Source organism: Streptomyces sp. NPDC021019 (assembly GCF_044333295.1).
GTDB lineage: Bacteria > Actinomycetota > Actinomycetes > Streptomycetales > Streptomycetaceae > Streptomyces.
In genome coordinates this window covers 1,033,781-1,056,559 of sequence record NZ_JBIRQR010000001.1, presented here as the reverse complement: position 1 = coordinate 1,056,559, position 22,779 = coordinate 1,033,781, and the positions used below count along the sequence as shown (strand labels likewise).

At 73.0% G+C, this 22,779-nt stretch carries 22 protein-coding genes; 8 read left to right on the top strand and 14 right to left on the bottom strand.

What is annotated here, in order from left to right:
• Positions 1-38: 38 nt before the first annotated feature.
• Positions 39-776, bottom strand: a complete 738-nt coding sequence (locus tag ACH4RG_RS04930) for a metallophosphoesterase (protein ID WP_398539127.1) — start codon at positions 774-776, stop codon at positions 39-41.
• Positions 777-892: 116 nt separating this feature from the next.
• On the opposite strand from ACH4RG_RS04930, the gene ACH4RG_RS04925 reads away from it, so the two are divergent.
• Positions 893-1,477 (top strand): CGNR zinc finger domain-containing protein, encoded by a 585-nt coding sequence (locus ACH4RG_RS04925; protein ID WP_397927837.1) that lies wholly within the window; start codon positions 893-895, stop codon positions 1,475-1,477.
• Positions 1,478-1,483: 6 nt separating this feature from the next.
• On the opposite strand, the gene ACH4RG_RS04920 is transcribed toward ACH4RG_RS04925, so the two are convergent.
• Positions 1,484-2,767, bottom strand: a complete 1,284-nt coding sequence (locus ACH4RG_RS04920) for a geranylgeranyl reductase family protein (RefSeq protein ID WP_397919713.1) — start codon at positions 2,765-2,767, stop codon at positions 1,484-1,486.
• Positions 2,768-2,864: 97 nt separating this feature from the next.
• Here ACH4RG_RS04920 and ACH4RG_RS04915 point away from each other — a divergent pair, with 97 nt between their 5' ends.
• The gene (locus tag ACH4RG_RS04915) at positions 2,865-3,392 is read left to right on the top strand and encodes a GNAT family N-acetyltransferase (protein WP_398161552.1); all 528 of its coding nucleotides are present in this window, start codon (positions 2,865-2,867) and stop codon (positions 3,390-3,392) included.
• Between the two features lie 105 nt (positions 3,393-3,497).
• On the opposite strand, the gene ACH4RG_RS04910 is transcribed toward ACH4RG_RS04915, so the two are convergent.
• Complete coding sequence (locus ACH4RG_RS04910; protein WP_397927706.1) at positions 3,498-4,190, bottom strand: demethylmenaquinone methyltransferase; 693 nt, start codon at positions 4,188-4,190, stop codon at positions 3,498-3,500.
• Positions 4,191-4,397: 207 nt separating this feature from the next.
• Between ACH4RG_RS04910 and ACH4RG_RS04905 the strand changes: the two genes are divergently transcribed.
• Genes ACH4RG_RS04905 through ACH4RG_RS04895 form a run of 3 tightly spaced genes read left to right on the top strand, consistent with a single transcriptional unit; the run spans position 4,398 to position 6,820 of the window.
• Positions 4,398-4,907 (top strand): SigE family RNA polymerase sigma factor, encoded by a 510-nt coding sequence (locus tag ACH4RG_RS04905; RefSeq protein WP_079134812.1) that lies wholly within the window; start codon positions 4,398-4,400, stop codon positions 4,905-4,907.
• Positions 4,908-4,916: 9 nt separating this feature from the next.
• Positions 4,917-5,834 carry a hypothetical protein gene (locus ACH4RG_RS04900; protein ID WP_398539126.1) on the top strand — a complete coding sequence of 306 codons (918 nt, stop codon included), beginning with the start codon at positions 4,917-4,919 and terminating at the stop codon, positions 5,832-5,834.
• Positions 5,831-6,820 carry a DUF3152 domain-containing protein gene (locus tag ACH4RG_RS04895; protein WP_398539125.1) on the top strand — a complete coding sequence of 330 codons (990 nt, stop codon included), beginning with the start codon at positions 5,831-5,833 and terminating at the stop codon, positions 6,818-6,820. The genes ACH4RG_RS04900 and ACH4RG_RS04895 overlap by 4 nt, the downstream gene beginning before the upstream one ends.
• Before the next feature lie 45 nt (positions 6,821-6,865).
• Here ACH4RG_RS04895 and ACH4RG_RS04890 read toward each other — a convergent pair whose 3' ends face one another.
• The 4 genes from ACH4RG_RS04890 to ACH4RG_RS04875 form a co-directional block, all read right to left on the bottom strand.
• The gene (locus ACH4RG_RS04890; protein WP_398539124.1) at positions 6,866-7,516 is read right to left on the bottom strand and encodes an imidazolonepropionase-like domain-containing protein; all 651 of its coding nucleotides are present in this window, start codon (positions 7,514-7,516) and stop codon (positions 6,866-6,868) included.
• A 14-nt stretch (positions 7,517-7,530) separates the two neighbouring features.
• Positions 7,531-8,730: a cyclic dehypoxanthinyl futalosine synthase gene (gene mqnC / locus ACH4RG_RS04885; RefSeq protein WP_397919701.1), complete on the bottom strand. Its 1,200-nt coding sequence runs from the start codon at positions 8,728-8,730 to the stop codon at positions 7,531-7,533.
• Between the two features lie 72 nt (positions 8,731-8,802).
• Positions 8,803-10,764 (bottom strand): protein kinase, encoded by a 1,962-nt coding sequence (locus tag ACH4RG_RS04880; protein ID WP_397919699.1) that lies wholly within the window; start codon positions 10,762-10,764, stop codon positions 8,803-8,805.
• Positions 10,765-11,060: 296 nt separating this feature from the next.
• Positions 11,061-11,942 carry a menaquinone biosynthetic enzyme MqnA/MqnD family protein gene (locus ACH4RG_RS04875; RefSeq protein WP_397919697.1) on the bottom strand — a complete coding sequence of 294 codons (882 nt, stop codon included), beginning with the start codon at positions 11,940-11,942 and terminating at the stop codon, positions 11,061-11,063.
• A gap of 342 nt (positions 11,943-12,284) precedes the next feature.
• Here ACH4RG_RS04875 and ACH4RG_RS04870 point away from each other — a divergent pair, with 342 nt between their 5' ends.
• Positions 12,285-12,488, top strand: coding sequence for a cold-shock protein (locus ACH4RG_RS04870; protein WP_003967102.1), 204 nt, complete (start codon positions 12,285-12,287; stop codon positions 12,486-12,488).
• A gap of 125 nt (positions 12,489-12,613) precedes the next feature.
• Here ACH4RG_RS04870 and ACH4RG_RS04865 read toward each other — a convergent pair whose 3' ends face one another.
• From ACH4RG_RS04865 to ACH4RG_RS04840, 6 genes are all read right to left on the bottom strand, one after another.
• Positions 12,614-13,444 (bottom strand): ABC transporter ATP-binding protein, encoded by an 831-nt coding sequence (locus tag ACH4RG_RS04865; RefSeq protein ID WP_397919695.1) that lies wholly within the window; start codon positions 13,442-13,444, stop codon positions 12,614-12,616.
• A complete protein-coding gene (locus ACH4RG_RS04860) occupies positions 13,441-14,448 on the bottom strand; it encodes an ABC transporter ATP-binding protein (RefSeq protein ID WP_397927836.1) in 1,008 nt (335 codons plus the stop codon). Before ACH4RG_RS04860 ends, ACH4RG_RS04865 begins: the two co-directional genes overlap by 4 nt.
• Before the next feature lie 80 nt (positions 14,449-14,528).
• Positions 14,529-15,386, bottom strand: a complete 858-nt coding sequence (locus ACH4RG_RS04855; protein WP_398161558.1) for an ABC transporter permease — start codon at positions 15,384-15,386, stop codon at positions 14,529-14,531.
• A complete protein-coding gene (locus ACH4RG_RS04850; RefSeq protein WP_398539123.1) occupies positions 15,383-16,330 on the bottom strand; it encodes an ABC transporter permease in 948 nt (315 codons plus the stop codon). The genes ACH4RG_RS04855 and ACH4RG_RS04850 overlap by 4 nt, the downstream gene beginning before the upstream one ends.
• 6 nt (positions 16,331-16,336) lie before the next feature.
• The gene (locus ACH4RG_RS04845) at positions 16,337-18,055 is read right to left on the bottom strand and encodes an ABC transporter substrate-binding protein (RefSeq protein ID WP_398539122.1); all 1,719 of its coding nucleotides are present in this window, start codon (positions 18,053-18,055) and stop codon (positions 16,337-16,339) included.
• Entirely contained in the window at positions 18,052-19,305 is a 1,254-nt protein-coding gene (locus tag ACH4RG_RS04840; RefSeq protein ID WP_397927694.1) for a C45 family autoproteolytic acyltransferase/hydolase, read from the bottom strand. The genes ACH4RG_RS04845 and ACH4RG_RS04840 overlap by 4 nt, the downstream gene beginning before the upstream one ends.
• Before the next feature lie 179 nt (positions 19,306-19,484).
• Between ACH4RG_RS04840 and ACH4RG_RS04835 the strand changes: the two genes are divergently transcribed.
• Positions 19,485-20,384 carry a MurR/RpiR family transcriptional regulator gene (locus ACH4RG_RS04835; RefSeq protein WP_397919685.1) on the top strand — a complete coding sequence of 300 codons (900 nt, stop codon included), beginning with the start codon at positions 19,485-19,487 and terminating at the stop codon, positions 20,382-20,384.
• Positions 20,385-20,517: 133 nt separating this feature from the next.
• Positions 20,518-21,345: a MerR family transcriptional regulator gene (locus tag ACH4RG_RS04830; protein ID WP_397919683.1), complete on the top strand. Its 828-nt coding sequence runs from the start codon at positions 20,518-20,520 to the stop codon at positions 21,343-21,345.
• A gap of 64 nt (positions 21,346-21,409) precedes the next feature.
• On the opposite strand, the gene ACH4RG_RS04825 is transcribed toward ACH4RG_RS04830, so the two are convergent.
• Complete coding sequence (locus ACH4RG_RS04825; RefSeq protein ID WP_397919681.1) at positions 21,410-22,630, bottom strand: amidohydrolase family protein; 1,221 nt, start codon at positions 22,628-22,630, stop codon at positions 21,410-21,412.
• Positions 22,631-22,779 lie beyond the last annotated feature (149 nt).

Here is a 22,779-nt window from a genome sequence, read left to right as displayed (position 1 = left end):
TATCGCCCGGGGCAGCCGGAGCGCCGGGTTCGGGGTGCTCAGGGGACGACGCGGAAGTGCGTGGTCAGCCGACGGTCCTCGCCCAGGACGTGGAACGCCAGGCCCGGCGGCTGGTCCCGGTCCGCCGGGCGGTCCCCCTCCCAGGGCAGGCGCAGGGTCCAGGTGACGGCGGGGCCGACGATCAGGGGGCGGCCGCCGAAGACCGAGGCGGCGGCCGTGTGGGCGTGTCCGGTGAGGACGGCGACGACCCGCGGGTGGGCGGCGAGCCGGGCGGCGAGCCGCTCGGGCTCCTGGAGCATCCCGGCGTCCGGCAGCGGGTGATGGAGTTCGACGGGCGGCTGGTGGAAGGCGATCAGCGCGGGGACGCCGTCGGGCAGCCCGGCGAGCGTGGCGTCGATCCAGGCCAGCGTCTCCGGGGCGAGGCGCCCCTCGTCGCGGCCGGGGATCGTGGAGTCGCACATCAGGATGGCGCACCCGGCGATGCGGTGGACCCGGTTGACGGGCGCGGTGCCGGGAGCCTCCCCCAGGAACGCCTTGAGGTAGGCGGGGCGGGCGTCGTGGTTGCCCGGGCAGGCGAGCACGGGGAACGGTGCGTCCAGAAGGCGTACCGCCTCCTCGTACTCGGCCTCCGCCGCGTGGTCGGCGATGTCCCCGGTGACCAGCAGCGCGTCGACCGGGCGTGGCAGGGCCCGCAGATGGTCCATGACGCGGGCGGCCCGCCGGGTCGCGCGTTCGCCGCCGTCCAGGTGCAGGTCGCTGATCTGAGCAAGCAGCATGAGCCGCACTCCCCCGTCTAACGTTTAATTCCATTCTTCCGTTAGGACTCTAGAGTGGGCGGCGCGGACGTTCAAGAGGTGGCGGAGAGGAGCAGACAGTGGCACAGCGGCCCGTGATGGAGCTGGTGAGCACCATCCGTCACGACGGGGACGGCGGGGTGCTCGACGACCTGGACACGGTCCGGGGTGCCGATCGCTGGCTCCGGCGGCAGCCCGGCCTGCCGGCCGTCGCGACCGCCACCGGGGACCTGGTCGTCGACGAGGAGCTCCGGGCCGCGGTCGTCGGTGTACGGCGGGCCGTCCGGGCCCTGTTCGCACGGATGGTCGGCCCGGCCCCGCCCAGCCGGGCCGACGCCCATCGCCTGATGCCCGCCGACGAGGCCCTGGCCCACCTCAACGCGGCCGCGGCCCGGGAGCCCGTCGCCCCCCAGCTGCACTGGCCGGACGGAGAGGCCCCGGCGATCCGCCTGTTGTCGGCCGAGGCCGACCCGCGCGCACGGCTGGTCGCGGCGCTGGCGCGCGATGCCGTCGACTTCCTGAGCGGCCCGGAGCGCGAGCGGCTACGGGCCTGCCACGCGCCTCGCTGCGTGCGGTACTTCATCAGGAGCCACGGCCGGCAGGAGTGGTGCAAGCCCTCCTGCGGCAACCGGGCCCGGGTGGCCCGCCACTACGAACGCACCCGCGCGGCGGACCCTTCCTGAGCGGCCTCAGGCCTTCGGGGCCACCTTCGACAGGCCGTTGATGATGCGGTCCATCGCGTCGCCGCCCTGCGGGTCGGTCAGGTTGGCCAGCATCTTGAGGGTGAACTTCATCAGCAGCGGGTGGGTGAGACCGCGCTGGGTGGCGACCTTCATGATCTTCGGGTTGCCGATCAGCTTCACGAAGGCGCGGCCCATCGTGTAATAGCCGCCGTAGGTCTCCTTGAGCACCTTCGGGTAGTTGTTCAGGGCCAGTTCGCGCTGGGCGGGGGTGGCGCGGGCGTGGGCCTGGACGATGACGTCGGCCGCGATCTGGCCCGACTCCATGGCGTACGCGATGCCTTCGCCGTTGAACGGGTTGACCATGCCGCCCGCGTCGCCGACGAGGAGGAGGCCCTTGGTGTAGTGCGGCTGGCGGTTGAAGGCCATCGGGAGGGCCGCGCCGCGGATCGGCATCGTCATGTTGTCGGGGGTGTAGCCCCAGTCCTCCGGCATCGAGGCGCACCAGGCCTTGAGGACCTCGCGCCAGTCCAGCTCCTTGAAGGCGGAGGAGGAGTTGAGGATGCCGAGGCCCACGTTGGAGGTGCCGTCGCCCATGCCGAAGATCCAGCCGTAGCCGGGCAGCAGGCGGTCCTCGGAACCGCGCTTGTCCCACAGCTCCAGCCAGGACTCCAGGTAGTCGTCGTCGTGGCGGGGCGAGGTGAAGTAGGTCCGCACCGCGACCCCCATGGGGCGGTCCTCGCGGCGGTGCAGCCCCATCGCCAGGGAGAGCCGCGTGGAGTTGCCGTCGGCGGCGACGACGAGCGGGGCGTGGAAGGTGACCGGGGTCTTCTCCTCACCGATCTTCGCCTCGACGCCGGTGATGCGGCCGGTGCGCTCGTCCCTGATGGGCGCGCCCACGTTGCAGCGCTCGTGGAGCCGGGCGCCGGCCTTCTGCGCCTGCCGGGCCAGTTGCTCGTCGAAGTCGTCGCGCTTGCGGACCAGGCCGTAGTCCGGGTAGGAGGCGAGGTCCGGCCAGTCCAGCTGGAGCCGTACACCGCCGCCGATGATGCGCAGGCCCTTGTTGCGCAGCCAGCCCGCCTCCTCGGAGATGTCGATCCCCATGGAGACGAGCTGTTTCGTGGCGCGGGGCGTGAGCCCGTCGCCGCAGACCTTCTCGCGGGGGAAGGCGGTCTTCTCCAGGAGCAGGACGTCGAGTCCGGCCTTGGCGAGGTAGTAGGCGGTCGTGGAGCCGGCTGGGCCCGCCCCGACGACGATCACGTCCGCGCTGTGCTCGGAGAGGGGCTCGGTCACGGTCGGATCTCCCGAAGACTCGAATTCGCGTGCCGCGCGGCACATGTCCCGTGCAGTCTATGGGGGCCTGCGAACCAACCCTCCGAAGGGCTCCCTCATGTCGACAGCACCCGTCACACCGCCTGCTTCGGCCCCTGCCGTCCATCTCCGTGTTCCGACCGATGAGGACGCCCTGGCCTGGCATCGGGTCTTCGACGACCCGCAGGTGATGGAGTTCTTCGACGGGCGGAGCGCGGAACTGTCCGCGTACGAGGAGCTCACCGCCCGCCAGCGGCGGCACGACGCGGAGCTGGGCTACTGCCTGTGGACCGTCACGGACGAGCAGGACGCCGTTCTCGGCTTCACCGGGGCGCAGCCGTGGCCGCACACGCACTACGGGCCGGTCGGCGCGACCGAGATCGGCTGGCGGCTGGGGCGCCCGGCGTGGGGCCGGGGGTACGCCACCGCCGCCGCCCGCACCACGCTGGAGCGGGTACGGGCCGCGGGGGTGGGCGAGGTCGTCGCGATGGTCCACTCGCGCAACGCCCGGTCGATGGCGGTCGCGGAACGGCTCGGGATGCGGCGGGCCGAGTCGTACGCCACCCCGCGCGGCCAGGAGGCCGTCTGCTTCCGGCTGGAGCTGTGAGCCCGGGGGCCGTGTCCGGGCCCGGGGACGGGGGCGCCCCGGGCCGGATCCGCGGACGGGAGCCGTAGCCCGGACCGTGACCGGCCCCGGACCGTTACGGGAACGTCAGGCGCGGGTGGCCCGGTGCAGGGCCACCACGCCGCCGGTCAGGTTGCGCCAGGCGACCTTCGACCAGCCGGCCTTCTGGAGCAGTGCGGCGAGGGCGGGCTGGTCGGGCCAGTCGCGGATGGACTCGGCGAGGTAGACGTACGCGTCCGGGTTGGAGGACACCGCGCGGGCGGTCGGCGGGATCGCCCGCATGAGGTACTCCGTGTAGACCGTGCGGAACGGGGCCCAGGTCGGCTGGGAGAACTCGCAGATCACGACGCGGCCGCCGGGCTTCGTCACCCGGTACAGCTCGCGCAGGGCGACCTCGGTGTCCTGGATGTTGCGCAGCCCGAAGGAGATCGTGACGGTGTCGAACGTCTCGTCCTTGAAGGGCAGCTTCATCCCGTCGCCCGCGGTGAACGGCATCCAGGGGTGGCGCTCCTTGCCGACCTTGAGCATGCCGAGCGAGAAGTCGCACGGCACGACGTAGGCGCCCGCCTTCACGAAGGGCTGCGAGGACGTCGCCGTACCGGCCGCCAGGTCGAGGATCCTCTGCGCGGGGCGGGCGTCGACCGCCCGGGCGACCGCCTTGCGCCACAGCCGGGCCTGGCCGAGCGAGATCACGTCGTTGGTCAGGTCGTAGTTGGCCGCCACACCGTCGAACATCGAGGCGACTTCGTGCGGCTGCTTTTCCAGGGAGGCTCGGGTCACCCCGCCATTCAAGCAGCCCGGCGGCACGGATCAGCGGGGCGGTCGCCCGGGTCCCACGCCTCCTTCGAACTGATCTTCACTTCTCTTCAACCTTTTCGGCACACGGGTGCTCTGTAAGGGGTGGGAGTCCGCCCAGGGGCGGAGTCCGGGGGAGCACGGAAGCGCGAGGAGAGGGGAGGGCTGATGCCGGCGACGGCTGAGCCCGCCATGGCCGACGGCGAGGGCGCCGCGTTCGAGGCGTACGCCCGGACCGGGCAGCGCCGGCTGTACCGGACGGCCTACCTGCTGTGCGGAGACGTCGAGGGCGCGCAGGACCTGACGCAGACGACGCTCGCCAAGCTGTTCCAGCACTGGCGGAAGGCGAGCAGGGCGGACAACCTCGACGCCTACGCCAAGACCGTGCTCGTCCGCACCTTCGTGGCCGAACGCCGCCGCACGGTACGCGACCTGCTCGCCCACAACCGCAACGCGCCCCGCCCGCAGCCCAACCCCGCGCCGGGCGCCGACCTCCGGGTCACGCTGCTCGCCCTGCTCGCCGAACTCCCGCCCCGGGCACGGGCGATGGTCGTCCTGCGCTACTGGGACGACCTGAGCGTGGAGACCGTGGCCTCGCTGCTGCGGTGCAGCGAGTCCACGGTGAAGAGCCAGTGCTCGCGTTCGCTCGTCCGACTGCGCGCCCGGATGGGCGACGTCCAGCTCTACTCCACCGGAAGCTGAGGGCCGGTCATGATCCCCGAACCACATGAGCACCTGCCGCCCGGCACCCACGACGAAGAGCTGTTCCGGGACGCCCTGCACCGGACCGTCGGCCCGCTGTCCCTCCAGCCCGATCTCGTCCCCGACGCCGTCCGGGAGGGGCGCCGGCGACGGGCCAGGACCCGGACGTTCGCGGTCGCGGGCACCTTCGTCGCGGTCACCGCCGTGACCCTGGGCCTCGCCGTGCTCGGCCCCTGGCTGCTGGCGGGGCCCGACGCGGGTCCCGCCGCGCCCGCCGGTCCGTCCGTCTCCCTGCCCGCCCCCACCCCTTCCCCCCAACGTACGGAGCCACGCCCCGACATGCCGAGCCCCACGTCCACCCCCGTGCCGACGGAGTCCGCGGCCGTTCCCGCGACACCCCCCTACGCGACGCCTTCCCCGTCGGTCCCGCCCGGTCTCGGCCCCGTGGAGGCCCAGCGGCTGGAGGACTTCCGGCAGTGGGCGGCCGGGGCGCTGGACGCCCTGCTGCCCGCGTCGGTCGGGACGGTCCTGCCGGTCGGTGACGGCCCGGAGAACTACCAGGGGCGGCGCGGCTCCATCGTGCACGCCGTCCGCCTGTCGGTGCGCCCCGCGCCGGGGGGCCCGGCGCCCGCCTGCCGCGACATCCCGGAGAAGGGGCTGACCTGCGAGGGCCTCTCCCTGGACGACGGCACGCCCGCCCGGGTGTACCGGCAGCCCGCCGAGGGCCGGACGGGTACGGAGGTCTCCCTCCAGTACCGTTCCGGCCGCAGCACGGTGGCCCTCTCCGTCTCGCCCGCGCCGTCCGGGGCGGGCGGCGCTCCCGTCACCGCCGGAGACCTGGTCCGGGTCGTCCAGAGTCCGCGGTTCCGGGAGCTGATCGCGTACGCCGACGAGAACCCGGCGCCGCGGAGCGGGGCCGCCTCGTGACGCGCCGCCGGCCCACGGGCACACTGCCGCGCGCGCACGGGGGACCGGACCGCGACGAGGACACGTTCCGGCTGCGCGTGCCGCCGCCCCGCGCTCCGGGGCACGCACCGGGCGGCTCGCGGTCGACGGCCCGCTCCCGGGTGCGCCGCAGACGCCGCGACCGGCGCCGGGCGGCCTCGCTCACCGTGCTGGCCCTCGTGGTCGTGGCGGGCGCGGCCCTGCTGGTCGGCCGCCCCTGGCAGGACGGGGGCGGACCGGCTGACGCGGCGGCGCCGAACTCGTCCCGTACGGCACCGGCGGAAGGACCGGACAACGCGTCGGAGCCGCTGGAGGACCCGCCTCCGTCCACTCCCCCGCCGTCCCCGGCGCCCTCCGCCTCCGCCTCGTCCTCGGACACGAAGGACGGCGACGTCCGGGCCGAGGACATCCCCGCCTCGGGCCCCGGCACGTTCACCGTGGCCCGTGCGGGGGTCGACGCGAAGGGCAGGGGCAGCGCCTACCGGGTCGAGGTGGAGAACGGCAGCGGCGTCGACCCCGACCGGGCCGCCGAGGAGATAGCCGCCGTTCTCGCCCACCCGCGCGGCTGGGGCCACGGCGGCGAGAACACGTTCCGCCAGGTCGCCGACGGACCGGCCGGACTCGTGATCAAGATCGCCACCCCGGCGACCACGGACCGGATCTGCGGCGAGTACGGCCTGAGGACGCGCGGCGAGGTCAACTGCCGGGGCGGCGAGAAGGTGATGGTCAACCTGAAGCGCTGGCAGCTCGGTTCGCCGCAGTTCGACGGGCCCGTCACGGAGTACCGGGCGCTGATCGTCAACCACGAGGTCGGCCACTGGCTGGGACGCGGCCACGAGACCTGCCCGGGGAAGGGGCGCCCCGCTCCCGCGATGATGCAGCAGATCGACGGGTTGAAGGGCTGCGTCGCCAACGCCTGGCCGTACGACGCGAAGGGACGCTACCTGGGCGGCCCGAAGGTGCCGTGAGCGTCCCGTAGAAGGCCCGCTCCGGCCTCGGAGCCGGCCCCGGCCTCAGCGGGCGCGGTGCACGAGTCGCCCCGCGAGGACCGTCGCCACGCAGGCGCGCGCCCCGCCCGCGCGGAGGGCCGCCTCGTCGGGTACGTCGAAGACCGCGAGGTCCGCCCGGCCTCCCACGGTCAGCGGGGCGCCCGCCGTGCGGGCCAGGTCGCCGCCCGTCGCGAAGGGGTCCAGGTCCGGCGGGCCCGCCTGGGTGGGCTTCGGCGGGACGCGGACCAGGCCCGACCGGGCGACGGCCGTGCGCAGTGCGGGGTCCTCCGCGTCGAGGAGGACCGCCAGGTGCGTCGTGCCGTGGCGCAGCATCCGCTGGAGCCCGCGACGGACGGACCCGGCCCGCCCGGCCGTGCCCATCGTCGCCGCCAGGCGCTCGTACTCCTCGCCGAACAAGGGGAGTTCGCCCAGCTCGTCGGCTTCTCGTGGGTCGGGGTGGTAACAGCGGGTGAGCAGCTCCCGGGCCCGGTCCTGGCGCAGACCGGGCGTGAGGAGGCCGGGCCAGCGGCGGACCCGGGCCGTCGGGTGCGCGGCGACGACCTCCTCGTACGGGCCGAGGGCCGCGATCCGCTCCCCGTCCACCGCGACGGCGCCGTCCACGACGGCAGCCGCGCCCACCGGGAGGACCAGGGGCGCGGCGTGGATCGTCAGCACGGGAAGCCGAGGCCCTAGTTGGCGTTGAGGAGCTTCAGCTCCGGGTGGGCCGTGCCGCCCTCGATCGCGGTGGAGGAGATGTGCGAGACCACGCGCTCGTCGACCGGGTCCATCGCCGGGTCGTCGTGCACGACGAGGTGCTCGTACGTCGTGGCGCGCTGCGCGGGGACCCGGTCCGCCTTGCGGATCAGGTCGATGATCTCCAGCCGGTTGGAGCGGTGCTTGGCGCCGGCCGAGGAGACGACGTTCTCCTCCAGCATGATCGAGCCGAGGTCGTCCGCGCCGTAGTGCAGCGACAGCTGGCCGACCTCCTTGCCGGTGGTCAGCCAGGAGCCCTGGATGTGGGCGACGTTGTCGAGGAAGAGCCGGGCGATGGCGATCATCCGCAGGTACTCGAAGAGCGTGGCCTGCGTCTGGCCCTTCAGCTTGTTGTTCTCCGGCTGGTAGGTGTACGGGATGAAGGCGCGGAAGCCGCCCGTACGGTCCTGGACGTCCCGGATCATGCTCAGGTGCTCGATGCGCTCGGCGTTGGTCTCGCCGGTACCCATCAGCATGGTGGAGGTGGACTCGACGCCGAGGCCGTGCGCGATCTCCATGATCTCCAGCCACCGCTCGCCGGACTCCTTGAGCGGGGCGATCGCGGTGCGCGGCCGGGCGGGCAGCAGTTCGGCGCCGGCGCCGGCGAAGGAGTCGAGCCCGGCGGCGTGGATCCGGCTGATGGCCTCCTCGGCGGAGACCTTCGAGATCCGGGCCATGTGCTCGATCTCGGAGGCGCCCAGCGAGTGGATGACCAGCTGCGGGTAGGCCTTCTTGATCGCGGAGAAGTGCTCCTCGTAGTACTCCACGCCGAAGTCCGGGTGGTGGCCGCCCTGGAACATGATCTGGGTGCCGCCCAGCTCCACGGTCTCCGCGCAGCGGCGCAGGATGTCGTCGAGGTCGCGGGTCCAGCCCTTGGCGGTGTCCTTGGGCGGGGCGTAGAAGGCGCAGAACTTGCAGGCCGTCACGCACACGTTGGTGTAGTTGATGTTCCGCTCGATGATGTACGTCGCGATGTGTTCCGTACCGGCGTAGCGGCGGCGGCGTGCGGCGTCGGCGGCGGCGCCCAGCGCGTGCAGGGGCGCGGACCGGTAGAGGTCGAGCGCCTCCTCCGGGGTGATCCGACCGCCTTCGGCGGCTCGGTCGAGGACGGGCTGAAGGTCGGCCTTCTCGGTCACCGGGCTGTCACCTTTCGGCGGTTTTTCTACGGATCCTCGGACCGATCCAGCGTACGCCAGCCCCGGGCGCCGTCAGCCGCCGGACCTGGTGAGCTTGCCGTACGGGAGACCCGCGGCACGTTCCTTCGAGCGGTAGTCCAGGGTGCCGTCGCCGGCCAGGCGGAAGACCACGTCCGCCTCGGTGCCGGTGCACAGGCCGGGTGTGCTGGGGCGGTCCGGATCGGTGGCCTCGCGGATGTTCAGCTCCGCCGCGGTGCCGGAGGCGAGGGTGCCGACGCTGTTGCAGGTGACGGTGAGGCCGAGTTGGGAGATCGTCGTGCTCATCCGGACGACCTGCTCGCCGCGTTCCCCCTGGGTGAAGACGGCGGTGAGGGTGCCGTGCGGCTGACCGGTCGTCTTCTCGGTGACCGGCCCCTTCCAGGTGCCCAGGTACGCCTTCGGCAGCTCGCCGACCGGGGCCCCGCTCGCGTCGGCGGACTCGGCGGGCGTCGGCTTCCCGGAGCCGGGCGGAGAGGCGGAGCCCGACGGGGTCGTCGCGGCGTCGGTGCCCCGGTCCCGGTCGGCGTCGCCGCCCGGGAGGAGACCGTCGAGCAGGCCCGTGCCGAGGGTGACGGCCGCGAGCGCGCCCGCCACCGCCAGGGCGACCGTGCAGCTGACGCGGCGACTCCGGCGCTCCCCGGGAGTCTGCCGGTTCTCGGCACTGACGGTGAGGGAGAGGCGGGGGTCCCCGGGGCGCCCGCCCGGCAGCCCGTGCGCGCCGTCGCCGTCCTGGCGGTACGTCCCGGCGTGCCTGGGGGGCGGGGGCACGGTGGAGGCGGGTTTCGCGCGCGGAGGCGTCGGGGGCGGGGGCGGGGGCGGCGTGCCGTACGTGTCGTCCTGCGGATGCGGCGTGCCGTACGCGTCGTCCTGCGGATGCGGGGTCCTGTACGGCGCGTCCTGCGTCGCTTCCTGCGGGCGCGGTGTGCCGTACGGGGCCTGCCGCTGCGCCGCTTCCTGCTCACGGGGGGCGCCGTACGGCGCTTCCTGCGGGCCCGGGGCGGGCGGGCCGAACTGTCCGCCCCTGCCCGCGGCCGTGCCCGGCACCGCCCCCAGCGACGCGCTGCTGAACGGCACCGGCCCCGACTGGACCGGCGCGTCCTGCGGTTCCAGGTCGAGCAGCGCCACCGCGGACCGGCTCACCTCGCGCACCAGCCCGCCCGGCAGCCAGCCGCCCGCCACCATCGCCGCCGCCCCGCCGGGAGCGAGCACGCGGGCGAGATCGGCCGGGGCGGGGCGGGCCGCCGGGTCCTTGGCGAGGCAGCCCTCGACCACCTCGCGCAGTTCGCCCTCCAGGTCGCCCAGTTCGGGTTCCTCGTGGACCACCTTGTAGAGGAGCACGGCGGAGGAGTCGCCCGGGAAGGGGGCCGCGCCCGTCGCCGCGTACGCGAGGACCGCGCCCAGCGAGAAGACGTCGGCCGCGCCGGAGACGTCCCGGCCCCGGATCTGCTCGGGCGCCATGTAGCCGGGCGAGCCGACGGAGACCCCGGTGGAGGTGAGCGAGACGGTCGCGCCGAGGGCCCGTGCGATGCCGAAGTCGATGAGGCGGGGGCCGTCGAGGGCGAGCAGCACGTTGGACGGCTTCACGTCACGGTGGACGATGCCCTGTCCGTGGACGACGGCGAGGGCCTCGGCGAGACCCGCGCCCAGGGTGCGCACCGCGTGTTCGGGCAGCGGGCCGTGCTCGGTGATCGCCTGCGAGAGCGGGGGCCCGGCGACGTACCCGGTGGCCACCCACGGCACCGGGGCGTCCGGGTCGGCGTCCAGGACGGGGGCGGTCCACTGGGCGCCGATGCGCCGGGCGGACTCCACCTCGCGCCGGAACCGGGCGCGGAACTGCTCGTCGAGGGCGAAGTGGGGGTGGACGACCTTGACCGCGACCGTGCGCCCGCCCGCGCTGCGGCCGAGATAGACCCGGCCCATACCGCCCGCGCCGAGCCTGCCGAGCAGCCGGTAGGAACCGATGGTGCGCGGTTCGCCCGCTTCCAGCGGCTGCATATGGACTCCCCCTGTGAACCCTGCGGACGGTGAACCCGTGGACGGTAAACCCGGTGGACGGCCCGGACCCGGACCGAAGCCTAGGGGGCGCCAAGGGCGCGGTCACCGGGAAACGGCCGGACCATTCCCCCTTCTCCGGTCAGGAGGGGATCTTTTCGCCCCGGGGAAAGGCGCGAATGTGTTGTTGCGCGACCTCTCCCATTCCCTTTGCGAGTACGAACCCCGCCCCTTTGCGGGTACGGAAAGGGAATTCCCTCCATTCCCCGGTTCAGTCGCCCGCCCACTCGCTGGGTCGCTCAGCCGCCGAGCAGCTCCACGTGGACGTCGGCCGGGTAGCCGGTGTCCCGCCCCGTGCGGCGGGCGAACTCCCGGACGCCGGCCAGCTGGTCCGGGCCGAAGCGGAAGTCGAGCGTCGTGAAGTACCGCTCCAGCACCTCCGCGTCGAAGGCCTCCCAGCGGGCCGCCTGCTCCGCGACCTTGGCGACCTCCTCCAGGGAGAGGTCCCGGGAGGCCAGGAACGCCTGGTGGACCTGGGCCGCCTGTTCGGGGTGGGCGGCGAGGAAGTCCTTGCGGGCCGCCCAGACGGCGAAGACGAACGGCAGCCCCGTCCACTCCTTCCACATCTGGCCCAGGTCGTGGACCTGGAGCCCGAGCCGGGGGGCGTCGTGCAGGTTGGCGCGCAGCGCGGCGTCGCCGATCAGCACGGCGGCGTCCGCCTCCTGCATCATCAGGCCCAGGTCGGGCGGGCAGGTGTAGTAGTCGGGGTGCACGCCGTAACGCTCGGCCAGCAGCAGTTGCGCCAGCCGCACCGAGGTGCGGGAGGTCGAGCCGAGCGCCACCCGGGCCCGGTCGAGCTGCTCCAGCGGGAGCTGGGAGACGATCACGCAGGACATGACGGGCCCGTCGCAGCCGACCGCGATGTCGGGGAAGGCCACCAGGTCGTCCGCGTTGCGCAGGTACTCCACGAGGGTGACCGGGCCGATGTCCAGATCGCCCCTGACCAGCTGCTCGCTGAGCCGCTCCGGGGTGTCCTTGGAGAGCTCCAGGTCGAGCAGGGTCCCCGTGCGCGCCAGGCCCCAGTACAGCGGGAGGCAGTTCAGGAACTGGATGTGGCCGACGCGGGGCCGACTGCGACGGTCGTCGTCGCCTTCACGGGGGGAGACGGTTGAATTGTCCACATCGCGAGGCTAGACCCGCAGCCGTTCGCGAGCATCACCGGGGCCCGCCCGCCCGTCCCACGACCGGTCCGCACCCCTGCCCGCGCCCCTGCCCGCGCCCCGGTCCGCGCCTCCTTTCCGGGGCCTCCCGCCGGAGCCCGACGAGGGCCTTCAAACATTCGGGTGAAGTGATCTTTCCCTCTACCGCTCGCCGGAGACCGCGTGCTAGGCTCGCTCGCAAGTTGCAGTTTGGTTTCCCTTGCAGTACAGAGCCTGCGGAGCATGTAACCCGCAGGCTTTTGTAGTTTTCAGACTTGTTTGCAGGTTCTGGAGCAGGGCAACCCTTTGGCCCAAGGAGGGCTTATGGCTACCGGAACCGTCAAGTGGTTCAACGCTGAAAAGGGCTTCGGCTTCATCGCCCAGGACGGCGGCGGCCCGGATGTCTTCGTTCACTACTCCGCGATCAACGCGTCCGGGTTCCGCTCCCTCGAGGAGAACCAGGTCGTGAACTTCGACGTCACTCAGGGACCCAAGGGTCCGCAGGCTGAGAACGTCACCCCGGCCTAGTTGCCCGGGTCGGTCGATCGCGGCCGTACACAGCAGTACCCAAGGAGCCCCGCTCCCCCGCTTCGGCGGAGGAACGGGGCTCCTGCCTGTGGACGACCCGGTCGCCTGTGGAACGACCGGACCGGTCAGGCCACGGCGGACCGGGCGGCGACCGCGTCGGCCGGGTCCCAGCCGGCGCGTGGCACCGAGGCCAGCAGCAGCCGGGTGTAGGGGTCGCGGGGGTCGGCGAGCACGTCGGCGGTCGGGCCCTGTTCGACGGCCGTTCCCCGCCGCATCACGACGACCTCGTCGGTGATGTGCTGCACCACCGCCAGGTCGTGGCTGACGAAGACCAGGGCGACCCCGGTGTCCCGGCGGATCCCGTCGAGCAGGTGCAGGATCTGGGCCTGGATCGACACGTCGAGCGCCGCCACCGCCTCGTCCAGGACCAGCACCTTCGGATCGACGGCGAGCGCGCGGGCGATGGCCAGGCGCTGCCGCTGCCCGCCGGAGAGCCCGTGCGGCAGTGCCTCGGCCTCGCGGGCGCCGAGACCCACCCGGTCCAGCAGGCCGTCGGCCAGTTCCGCGGGTCGGCCGTGCAGCCGCAGCGCCGTGGTGAGGCAGCGACGGGCGGTGAGCCGGGGGTCGAGCGAGAGGTAGGGGTCCTGGAAGACCATCTGGATCTCCCGCGCACGGGCCAGCCGGGCCGCCCTGCCGCGCGGGGCGGTGAGCCCCCGGGCCCGGCCCTCGACCCGGACCGTTCCGGCGTCCGGGCGGACCAGGCCCACCAGCATCCGGGCCACGGTCGTCTTGCCGGAGCCGGACTCCCCGACGATCCCGAGCGAACCGCCCGACGGGACGGTGAAGCCGATGCCGTCGGCGGCGGTCAGGCGGCCCTTGCCGGGCAGCGGGTACGTCTTGCGCAGCCCGTCGACCGCGAGAAGCGGCGCGGGGTCCCGGTCCGAGGAGAGCGTCATCGGTCGGTGCCCTTCATCTGTGTCAGCGGTACGGGTACGGGGCCGAGTCCGGGCAGCCGGCGGCAGGAGGCGGAGCCCGTACCGCCGTCCGCGAGGGCCACCGGCTCGGGCCGCCAGCTCGCGCACTCCGGTTCGGCGTCCGGGCAGCGGTCGGCGAAGGGGCAGCCCGCGAAGGCGTCGGCCAGCGACGGCGGCTTCCCCGGGATCGGGCGGATCTCCCGGTGCTCCTCCCCCAGCGTCGGCGAGCAGGCCAGCAGCCCCCGGGTGTAGGGGTGGCGGGGCCGCTCGAACAGGTCGCCGGCGGTCCGCTCCTCGACGACCCGGCCCGCGTACATCACGTACACGCGGTCGCAGTAGGCGGCGGCCAGGTGCAGGTCGTGGGTGATGAACAGCAGGCCGAGGCCGCGTTCGGCGCGCAGGGTGCGCAGGAGGGCGAGGATCTCCGCCTGGGTGGTGACGTCCAGGGCGCTGGTCGCCTCGTCGGCCAGCAGCAGCCGGGGCTCGGCGGCGAGCGCCCCGGCGATGACGACGCGTTGGAGCATCCCGCCGGAGAGTTCGTGCGGGCGCTGGCGGACCCGGCGCTCCGGTTCGTCGAGCCCGACGGCGTCGAGCAGCTCGACCGCGCGGTTCCGGGCCGCCGCCCCGGTCACTCCGGTCCCGGCGGCGGCGAGCCGCTCGACGAGGAAGTCCCCGACGCGGCGGACGGGGTTGAGGGCGGCGCGCGGGTCCTGGTGGACCAGGGCGACGGTCCGGGCCCGGTGGGCGCGCAGCTCCTCGCCGCGCAGGGCGAGGACGTCGCGGCCCGCCACCCGTACGGAACCGTCGAGGGCCGTCCCTTCGGGGAGCGTGCGGAGGGCGGCCTTGGCGGTCGTGGACTTGCCGGAGCCGGACTCGCCGACCAGACCGACGACCTCGCCGCTCGCGACCCGCAGGGACACCTGGTCCAGGACGGGCCGGGCGGTGCCGGGGAGGCGGAGGGTGAGGTGGTCGATGTCGAGGAGCACGGTGTCACTTCCCGGTGCGGCGTGCGCCGCTGTGTCGTGTCCCGGTGCGGCGTGCGCCGCTGTGTCGTACGGCATGGGTCCTACCTCCCGTTGGCGAGTCGGTCGGCGGCCCGGACCCCGACGACGTTGAAGGAGACGACCACCAGGGCGATGGCGATGCCGGGCACCAGGGCGGGCAGCAGCGCGCCCTGGACGACGGCGGCCTGCCCCTCCTGCACCATCAGCCCCCAGTCGGAGCTGGGCGGCTGGGCACCGAAGCCCAGGTAGGAGAGCGTGGCCAGGGACATCAGGGCCTCGCCGAAGAGGACCACCAGATAGCCGATGACGGAGCGGCCGAGGTTGGGGACGAGGTGGAACGCGCAGATCCGCAGGCCGCCCATGCCCTGGACGCGGTAGGCGTCGATGTAGGGCTTGCGCCGCTCCCCGATGGCCACGGAGCGGGTGTACTTGGCGACGGTCGGCGTGTAGGCGAGGCCGAGCGCCAGCACGGAGGTCGTCATTCCGGCGCCGAAGACGGCGATGATCAGCACGGTGAACAGCAGCCCCGGGAACGCGTACATGACGTCGGTGAGCCGGGAGACGACGGTGTCGGCCCAGCCGCCGCGCCAGGCCGCCAGGGTGCCGAGCGCGATACCGAGCACGGCGGCGATGGCGAGCAGGAGCGCCGGGGCGACGAGACTGGTGCGGGCCCCGTACAGCACCCGCGACAGCAGGTCCTGGCCGGAGGAGTCGGTGCCCAGGAGGTGGTCGCCGGTGGTCCCGGCCAGCGAGGCGGAGAGGTCGATGGCGTCGGGGGCGTACGGGGCGATGAGCGGGGCGAGGAGGGCGGCGAGCAGCACCAGGCCGAGGACCGCGCCCGCGAGGATCGCCCCGTAGGGGCGCCGGGCGGCCGGGATCTCCACCGGGGTGAGGGCCGGGGCCAGGGTCGGGGCGGTCATACGGCGGCCTCCTTCACGCGCGGGTCGAGCAGCGGGTGGACGAGGTCGACGAGGGTGGTGACCACGATGTAGCCGGTGACCATGAGCAGCAGGACCGCCTGGGCCACCGGGAAGTCGTGGGTGTTGATCGCGCCGACGAGCAGCGAGCCGATGCCGCTGATGCCGAACGCGGTCTCCACGACGACCGTGCCGGCGAGCATCCCGGCCATGACCAGGCCGCACATGGTGACGATCGGGCCCAACGCGTTGCGCAGGATGTGGCGGCGGACGATCTCGCGCTCGGGGATGCCGGAGGAGCGGGCGGCCTCCACGTGGTCGGCGGCCCCGGCGTCGGCCATCGCCTGCCGGGTGACCCGGCTGATGATGGCGAGCGCGCCGAGCGCCAGCGTCAGGGCGGGCAGAGTGAGGTGGTGCAGGGTGCCGGTGAAGCCCTCGCCCCCTCCGGTGACGGGGAACCAGCCGAGCTGGACGCCGAAGACGGCGGCGAGCGCGATGGCGGAGACGAACGAGGGGACCGAGGCCGCCAGCGTCGTACCGCCGACCACGGCCGAGTCGACCCAGGTGCCGCGCCGGACGGCGGCGAGGATGCCCGCGCCGACGCCGAGGACGACGAAGAGGACGGTCGCGTACGCCACCAGGGCCAGGGTGGTCGGGAAGCGGGCGACGAGCAGGTCGGCCACCTGGTCGCTGTATTTGAAGGAGCGGCCGAGGTCGAACTGGAGGCAGTCGCCGAGCCAGCGGCCGTACTGCACGACGAGGGGTTCGTCGAGGTGGTACTGCGCCCGGACCAGCTCCAGCTTCTCGGGGGTGAGTTTGTCGCGGCCTCCGGCCAGGAAGACGGCGGGGTCGCCGGGGGCCGCGTACACGGCGGCGAAGATGACGAAGGAGGCGGCGAGGAGGGTGGCCAGCAGTCCGGCCAGCCGCCGGGAGATCCGGGCGAGCATCGCGGGTCAGCCCTTCTTGGCGCCGAGGTCGGCGGCCCAGGGGTAGTAGAGGTAGGCCATGGAGGCGGGCGGTCCGGTCAGCTTCTCGTCGAGGACGAGGACGGAGGGGACCTGGGCGACGGAGATCCAGACGGCGGCGTCGGTGAACTTCTTCTGGACCTCGGCGGCGAGCTTCGCGCGCTCGGCGTCGTCGAGGGTGGCGAGCGCCTTCTTGACCGTGGCGTCGTAGGCGGGGTCCGCGAAGCCGACCCAGTTGTTGGAGGAGCCGGTGAGCGCGTTGTCGTAGAAGCCCATCGGGTCGGCCTTGGAGATGTACCAGTCGCCGACCAGGACGTCGATGCCGCCGCGGGCCTCGGGGTCGCTGTAGAACTGCTCGAACTGGGCGGTGGGCACGGTCTTGATCTGCCCGGTGAGCCCGATCCGCTGGAGGGCGGCCCGGACGGCGTTGGCGACGACGGTGCGGCCCTGGCTGGCGTCGGTGCCGATGACGACCGGGGTGGCCGCGTCGGCGCCGGAGTCCTTCACCAGCTTCTTCGCGGCGGCGATGTCCTCGGCGTCGGGGCTCGCGGGGGCGGCCGGGTCGGCGGCGCGCTGGGCGGCCTCGAAGACCGGCTTCTCGTAGCCCCACGCGCCGGAGCCGACCGGGGTGGACCAGGGCTGGACCATCCCGCCGTAGCCGGAGGCGGCGATGCCCTTGCGGTCGAGCGCGAGGGAGAGCGCGCGGCGCACGGCCGGGTCCTTCAGTCCGCCGCGTGCGGTGGGGATGAGGACGAGTGAGGAGGTGGAGGGGCCGTAGTGCTGCGTGATGCCCTTCTTGCCGTCGAGGGCGGCGGCGGTGTTGGGCGATTCGGCGTACGCGCCGTCGGCGGCCCCGGTGGTGAGCGCGTTGACCAGGGCGCTGTCGGTGGCCCAGCGGAAGGTGACGCGCTTCGTCAGCGGTTTGTCGCCCCAGTAGTCGTCGTAGCGCTCGATGGTGATGGAGTCGCCGGACTTCCAGTTCGCCAGCCGGTAGGGGCCGGTGCAGGCGTCGGGCTGTCCGGGGGTGCCGAAGTCCCGGCCCGCCCTCTCGACCTGCTCCTTGTTCCAGACGATGCCCGCGTCGCCGGCGAGCGCCTTGAGGAAGAGGGCGTCGGGGGCCTTGAAGGAGAGGGTGATCTCGCGATCGCCGGTCTTCTTCATGGCGGCGACGTTCTCGAACTCGTCGCCCTGTTCCATGTCCGGGTCGGCGTGCCGCTGAAGGCTCCAGAGCACGTCGTCGGCGGTCATCGGGGTGCCGTCGTGGAAGGTGACGCCGGAGCGGAGCTTGAGGACGAGAGTGGTGTCGTCGGGGGTCTCGACGCTCTCGGCGAGGAAGGGCTTCGTCGTCATGTCCGGCTGGAGCTGGTAGAGCCGCTCGCAGACGTTGGTGAGGACGACCCGGCCGGCGCTGGAGCCCTGGGTGTCCAGGTCGAGGGAGTCCGGTTCGTCCTCCAGGAGCCAGCGGGCTTCGGGGAGTTCGCCCTTGGCGGCGGCCGTCGTCGGGGTGAGGGTGAGCCGCCCGGCGTCGGCGGCGGAGCCGCTGCCGACGGGCTTGGCGGCCCCGCTGCACCCGGCGGCGAGCAGGGCGGCGACGACGGCGGCGGCGACCGGCGCGGTACGGCGCAGGGCGCGGCCGGGAACGGCGGCGGGTACCGCCCGGCCTTCGGCGGCGGGCGGACAGAAGGTGTCGGGCGTGCGGTGGGTCATGGCTGGGTTCCTGTCGGTTCCGGGCCGCCGTGCGGGCCGTCGTAGAGGTTCCAGGGAAGGTGCTGGTACTCGCGGTCGCAGGGGGTTCCGGCGGTCACGTGGTAGTCGCCGGTGGTGAGGTCGGCGAGGGAGGAGACGAGGGTGGTCCAGTGCTCGACGGCCGGCCGGCGCGGGTCGGGGTGGGTGCACAGGGACTCGGGGTGGCCGAGGTGGTCGGACATGGCCCGGCGGATCAGCTTCCGGGACTCGTCGGGTCCGGTGGAGTGGCGCAGGGCGGCCAGGCCCTGTTCGGCGCGGGGGACGCGGACCAGGGAGTCGGAGGACATCGGGCGGTAGCCGGCGGCGGCGAGCGGGGCGGGGATGCCCGCCTGGTAGTGGTTGCCGTGCACCAGCAGGCCGTCGGTCGGATACATCCAGCCGTGCCCGGCGGGGGTGGTCTCCAGGTCGATGGCGAAGCCCTCGCGGCAGGTGAGGAGGGCGTTGCTGGCGATGTGGGCCCGAGTGCGGCAGAGCACGTCGAGGGCGTCGGCGATGTTGTCCTGGTCGAGCACGGTGCGTCGGACGACGGTCTGGGGCAGTCCGATCCGGTCGTCGAACCGGCCTCCGAGGCCGTTGGCGTTGAAGGCGATCCCGGCGGAATTGGCGCCCTGGCGGCCGATCTGTCCGGCCTCCACCTGCATGATCAGGGTCGGTCTGGGCGGCTGGACGATCCGGATCATGACGACGGTGTCGGCGACGCCGGCGCGCCAGTCCCAGTTCTGCCCGGCGTAGACGTGGCCGTCGCCGCTGGCGGGGCCGTACGCGGCGAACGAGGTGCAGCCCTCGGCGGGTTCCTCGTCGGCCGGCCCCTCCCCCGACCCGTCGGCGGCGATCTCGGCGAAGGACTTGTCGTAGATGACCTCGCCCCGGGCATTGAGCGCGAGGACGTCCAGGAGGTCCGCGCCCGCGCCGTCGGCGATGCCCCGCATCTCCTCGACGAGGTGGGGGGCGTAGGCGCTCACGGGCTCCAGCCAGCGGGCGGCGCGGGCGGTGACCTTGTCCCAGGTGAGCCCGGCGGAGCGGCCGAACGCCTCCTCGTAGTAGCCGAGGGCGGCGTGCAGTTGGGGGCGGACGGCCTCGCCGTACTGCCGGCCGCGCTCCAGCGGTGAGCCGGAGATCTCGATGACGGGGAGGATCCGGGCGGCGGAATCCTTGGGCGGGGGTGCGGAATCCGTGGGGACGGGGGCGGATTCCGTGGGAAGGGGTGCCATTCTTCTCCTCGCGACGGAACGCTTCGACGACCGACGAACAGGAACCGGGATCGGAGACCGGGAACCGGCAACCGGCAACCGGAGACCGGGAACCAGCACGATCCTGTAACGTCGATTTCAGAACGCGTTCCCTTTGGAACGTTCTGCCCAGGACAGTAACGCTGGTCACACGGAAGTCAATGCTTGTAATGGAAATTCCAGAGAACGAGACCGGAGTGACGCGGCTCCGTGCTGCCATTCGTGACCAATGGAACGATCTGTCCGCTTCTGAACGGGCCGTGGCCCAGTACTTGGTGAGCGCGCCGGTCGAGCAGCTGCTCTTCGCCAGCGCGCAGCAGCTCGGCGCGGCCAGCTCCACCAGCAACGCCACCGTCGTACGGGCCCTGCAACGCCTCGGTTACGCGGGCCTCCCGGCGCTCAAGCGGGAGCTGGCCAACGACTTCACCTCGGCCGTCGCCCCCGAGGTGCGGCTCAAGCGGCGCATCGCGCACGTGGGCCAGGACCTGGACTCCATCTGGACCGATGTCTTCGACGAGGCCCAGGAGCGCATCGACCAGGCCCGCCGGCTGACCGGTCCGGACTCCCTGAAACGGGCGGTCGCCGTCCTCGCCGAGGCCCGCGAGGTCTTCGCCTACGGGGTCGCCGCCTCCGAACCGGGCGCACGGCACCTGGCGTTGGCGCTCGGCCGGATCGGCCGCCGGGCCCGGGCCGTCTCGGAGACCGGGTTCGCGCTGGCGGACCAACTGCTGGCGCTCGGGCAGGGCGACGCGGTGGTGATCTTCCAGCCGGGACGGCGGCTGATGGAGCTGTCGGTCCTGATGGAACGGGCCCGCTCGGTCGGCGCGAAGGTGGTCCTGGTGACCGACGAGCTGGGCGAGGCGTACGCGGACCGGGTCGCGGCGGTGCTCACCGCGCCGCACACGCCGACCGGTATAACGGCGGAGTCCCTGACCGGGCTGCTGGTGGCCGACGCGCTGCTGCTGGCGCTGGCCACCCTGGACGAGGACCGGGCCGTCGGCTCCTCGCACCAGCTGACCGCCCTGCGCGAACAGCTGCTGGACCCGAAACGGCACGGCTGACGGGCCGGTCGGCGACCTGCTGACGGGCCGGTCGACCGACCTGCTGACGAACCTGTCGGCCGACCTGCTGACGTATCCCGCCCCGGCGACGCTTGACCTTGACCCCGTGTGAAGGCATGCAGTGGGAGCCATCATGTTCACCATCGGAGACTTCGCCAGGTACGGACGGGTGTCGCCCCGGATGCTGCGTCACTACGACGCCATCGGACTGCTGCGCCCGGACCGCACCGACCCGGCCACCGGCTACCGCCTCTACGGCGCGGCCCAGCTCGCCCGGCTCAACCGGATCCTCGCGCTCAAGGACCTCGGCTTCACGCTCCAGCAGGTGGGGGCGGTCCTGGACGAGCGGGTGGGCCCGGAGGAGCTGCGCGGCATGCTGCGGCTGCGCCGGGCCGAGCTGGCGGAGGCGGTGGCGGCCGCGTCCGCGCGGCTGGCCCGGGTCGAGGCGAGGCTCCGGTCGATCGAGAGCGAGGGGCACATGCCTGCCGACGACGTTGTGGTCAAGACCGTTCCGGCGGTCCGGGTGGCCGAGCTGACCGGAACGGCCGCGAGCTACCAGCCGCAGGACATCGGGCCGGTGATCGGCCCGCTGTACGAGCGGCTCTTCCCGCTCCTGGAGGGTGCCGGCCTCCGGCCCACCGGTCCCGGGATCGCGCGTTACGAGGACGCCCCCGAGGGCGGCGGCGCGATCACGGTGCACGCCGGGGTGACGGTGTCGGCCCCGGTGGGAGCGGTCGGGGACACGGGGGTGCGGGTGGTGGAGCTGCCGCCGTTCGAGGCGGCCACGATCGTGCACCGGGGCGCGATGGACGACGTCCTTTCGACGGCCCACACCCTGGCCCGCTGGCTGGACGCCAACGGCTGCCGTTCCACCGGCTACACCCGGGAGGTCAGCCTGGAGTGCCCGCCGGACCGCGATAGTTGGGTGACGGAGCTCCAGGAGCCGGTGGCGAAGGCCTGATCCGATCCGGGGCGTACGGGGAGGGGTGCGCCGTCCCTCCTCGTACGCGGGACCGGCCCAGGCCCTACGCCTCCGCCCAGAGGCCGTCCTCCGTGAGGCCCAACAGCTCGATCGCGTTGCCGCGGACGATCCGGTCGACGACGTCCGGGGCCAGGTGGCCCATCTGCTCCTCGCCGACCTCGCGGGAGCGGGGCCAGGTGGAGTCGGAGTGCGGGTAGTCCGTCTCGTACAGCACGTTGCCGACGCCGATCGCGTCGAGGTTCCTCAGCCCGAAGGCGTCGTCGAAGAAGCAGCCGTAGACGTGTTCGGCGAACAGCTCGGACGGCGGCCGGTGGACCTTCTCGGCGACCCCGCCCCAGGCCCGGTTCTCCTCCCAGACCACGTCGGCGCGCTCCAGGATGTACGGGATCCAGCCGATCTGCCCCTCCGCGTACATGATCCTCAGGTTGGGGAAGCGTTCGAACTTTCCGCTCATCAGCCAGTCGACCATCGAGAAGCAGCAGTTGGCGAAGGTGATCGTGGAGCCTACGGCGGGCGGGGCGTCGGCGGAGGTGGACGGCATCCTCGACGAGGAGCCGATGTGCATGGCGATGACGGTGCCCGTCTCGTCGCAGGCGGCGAGGAACGGATCCCAGTCGTCCGCATGTATGGACGGAAGTCCGAGATGGGGAGGTATCTCGGAGAACGCGACCGCGCGCACGCCCCGCGCCGCGTTGCGCCGGACCTCGGCGGCGGCGAGCTCCGCGTCCCACAGCGGGACGAGCGTGAGCGGGATGAGGCGACCGTGCGCCTCGGGGCCGCACCACTCCTCCACCATCCAGTCGTTGTACGCGCGCACGCCGAGCAGCCCCAGTTCGCGGTCCTTCGCCTCGGTGAACGTCTGCCCGCAGAAACGGGGGAAGGTCGGGAAGCAGAGGGCGGACTGCACGTGGTTGACGTCCATGTCGGCGAGCCGGTCCGGCACCGAGAAGGAGCCCGGCCGCATCTGCTCGTAGGTGATGATCTCCAGCTTGATCTCGTCCCTGTCGTAGCCGACGGCGGTGTCCAGGCGGGTGAGCGGACGGCGCAGGTCCTCGTACACCCACCAGTCGCCGACCGGACCGCCGTCGCCCTTCGCCCCCATCACGGGCGCGAACTTGCCGCCCAGGAACGTCATTTCCTTCAGCGGCGCCCGGACGACGCGCGGCCCGGCGTCCGCGTACCTGGACGGGAGCCGGTCCCGCCAGACATGAGCGGGCTCCACCGTGTGGTCGTCCACCGAGATGATCTTCGGGAAGGTCTCCATACGTTCCACGGTAGCGCCGATCTGACGAACCGTCAGCTATCGCGCACGCATTGACATGTCTCATGGCGGGTGTACGACACGTGGCACGGTTCCCGAATCGTTGTCGAGGGCTTGTGCAGAGCATCACCCACTGCTGACGAGTCCGCCCG

What these genes read in the sequence shown, in the direction of transcription:
- ACH4RG_RS04930 (WP_398539127.1), bottom strand. Translation starts at nt 776, where the DNA reads ATGCTGCTTGCTCAGATCAGCGACCTGCACCTGGACGGCGGCGAACGC.
- ACH4RG_RS04925 (WP_397927837.1), top strand. Translation starts at nt 893, where the DNA reads ATGGAGCTGGTGAGCACCATCCGTCACGACGGGGACGGCGGGGTGCTC.
- ACH4RG_RS04915 (WP_398161552.1), top strand. Translation starts at nt 2,865, where the DNA reads ATGTCGACAGCACCCGTCACACCGCCTGCTTCGGCCCCTGCCGTCCAT.
- ACH4RG_RS04905 (WP_079134812.1), top strand. Translation starts at nt 4,398, where the DNA reads ATGGCCGACGGCGAGGGCGCCGCGTTCGAGGCGTACGCCCGGACCGGG.
- ACH4RG_RS04900 (WP_398539126.1), top strand. Translation starts at nt 4,917, where the DNA reads ATGATCCCCGAACCACATGAGCACCTGCCGCCCGGCACCCACGACGAA.
- ACH4RG_RS04880 (WP_397919699.1), bottom strand. Translation starts at nt 10,764, where the DNA reads ATGCAGCCGCTGGAAGCGGGCGAACCGCGCACCATCGGTTCCTACCGG.
- ACH4RG_RS04870 (WP_003967102.1), top strand. Translation starts at nt 12,285, where the DNA reads ATGGCTACCGGAACCGTCAAGTGGTTCAACGCTGAAAAGGGCTTCGGC.
- ACH4RG_RS04865 (WP_397919695.1), bottom strand. Translation starts at nt 13,444, where the DNA reads ATGACGCTCTCCTCGGACCGGGACCCCGCGCCGCTTCTCGCGGTCGAC.
- ACH4RG_RS04855 (WP_398161558.1), bottom strand. Translation starts at nt 15,386, where the DNA reads ATGACCGCCCCGACCCTGGCCCCGGCCCTCACCCCGGTGGAGATCCCG.
- ACH4RG_RS04850 (WP_398539123.1), bottom strand. Translation starts at nt 16,330, where the DNA reads ATGCTCGCCCGGATCTCCCGGCGGCTGGCCGGACTGCTGGCCACCCTC.
- ACH4RG_RS04845 (WP_398539122.1), bottom strand. Translation starts at nt 18,055, where the DNA reads ATGACCCACCGCACGCCCGACACCTTCTGTCCGCCCGCCGCCGAAGGC.
- ACH4RG_RS04840 (WP_397927694.1), bottom strand. Translation starts at nt 19,305, where the DNA reads ATGGCACCCCTTCCCACGGAATCCGCCCCCGTCCCCACGGATTCCGCA.
- ACH4RG_RS04835 (WP_397919685.1), top strand. Translation starts at nt 19,485, where the DNA reads ATGCTTGTAATGGAAATTCCAGAGAACGAGACCGGAGTGACGCGGCTC.
- ACH4RG_RS04830 (WP_397919683.1), top strand. Translation starts at nt 20,518, where the DNA reads ATGTTCACCATCGGAGACTTCGCCAGGTACGGACGGGTGTCGCCCCGG.
- ACH4RG_RS04825 (WP_397919681.1), bottom strand. Translation starts at nt 22,630, where the DNA reads ATGGAGACCTTCCCGAAGATCATCTCGGTGGACGACCACACGGTGGAG.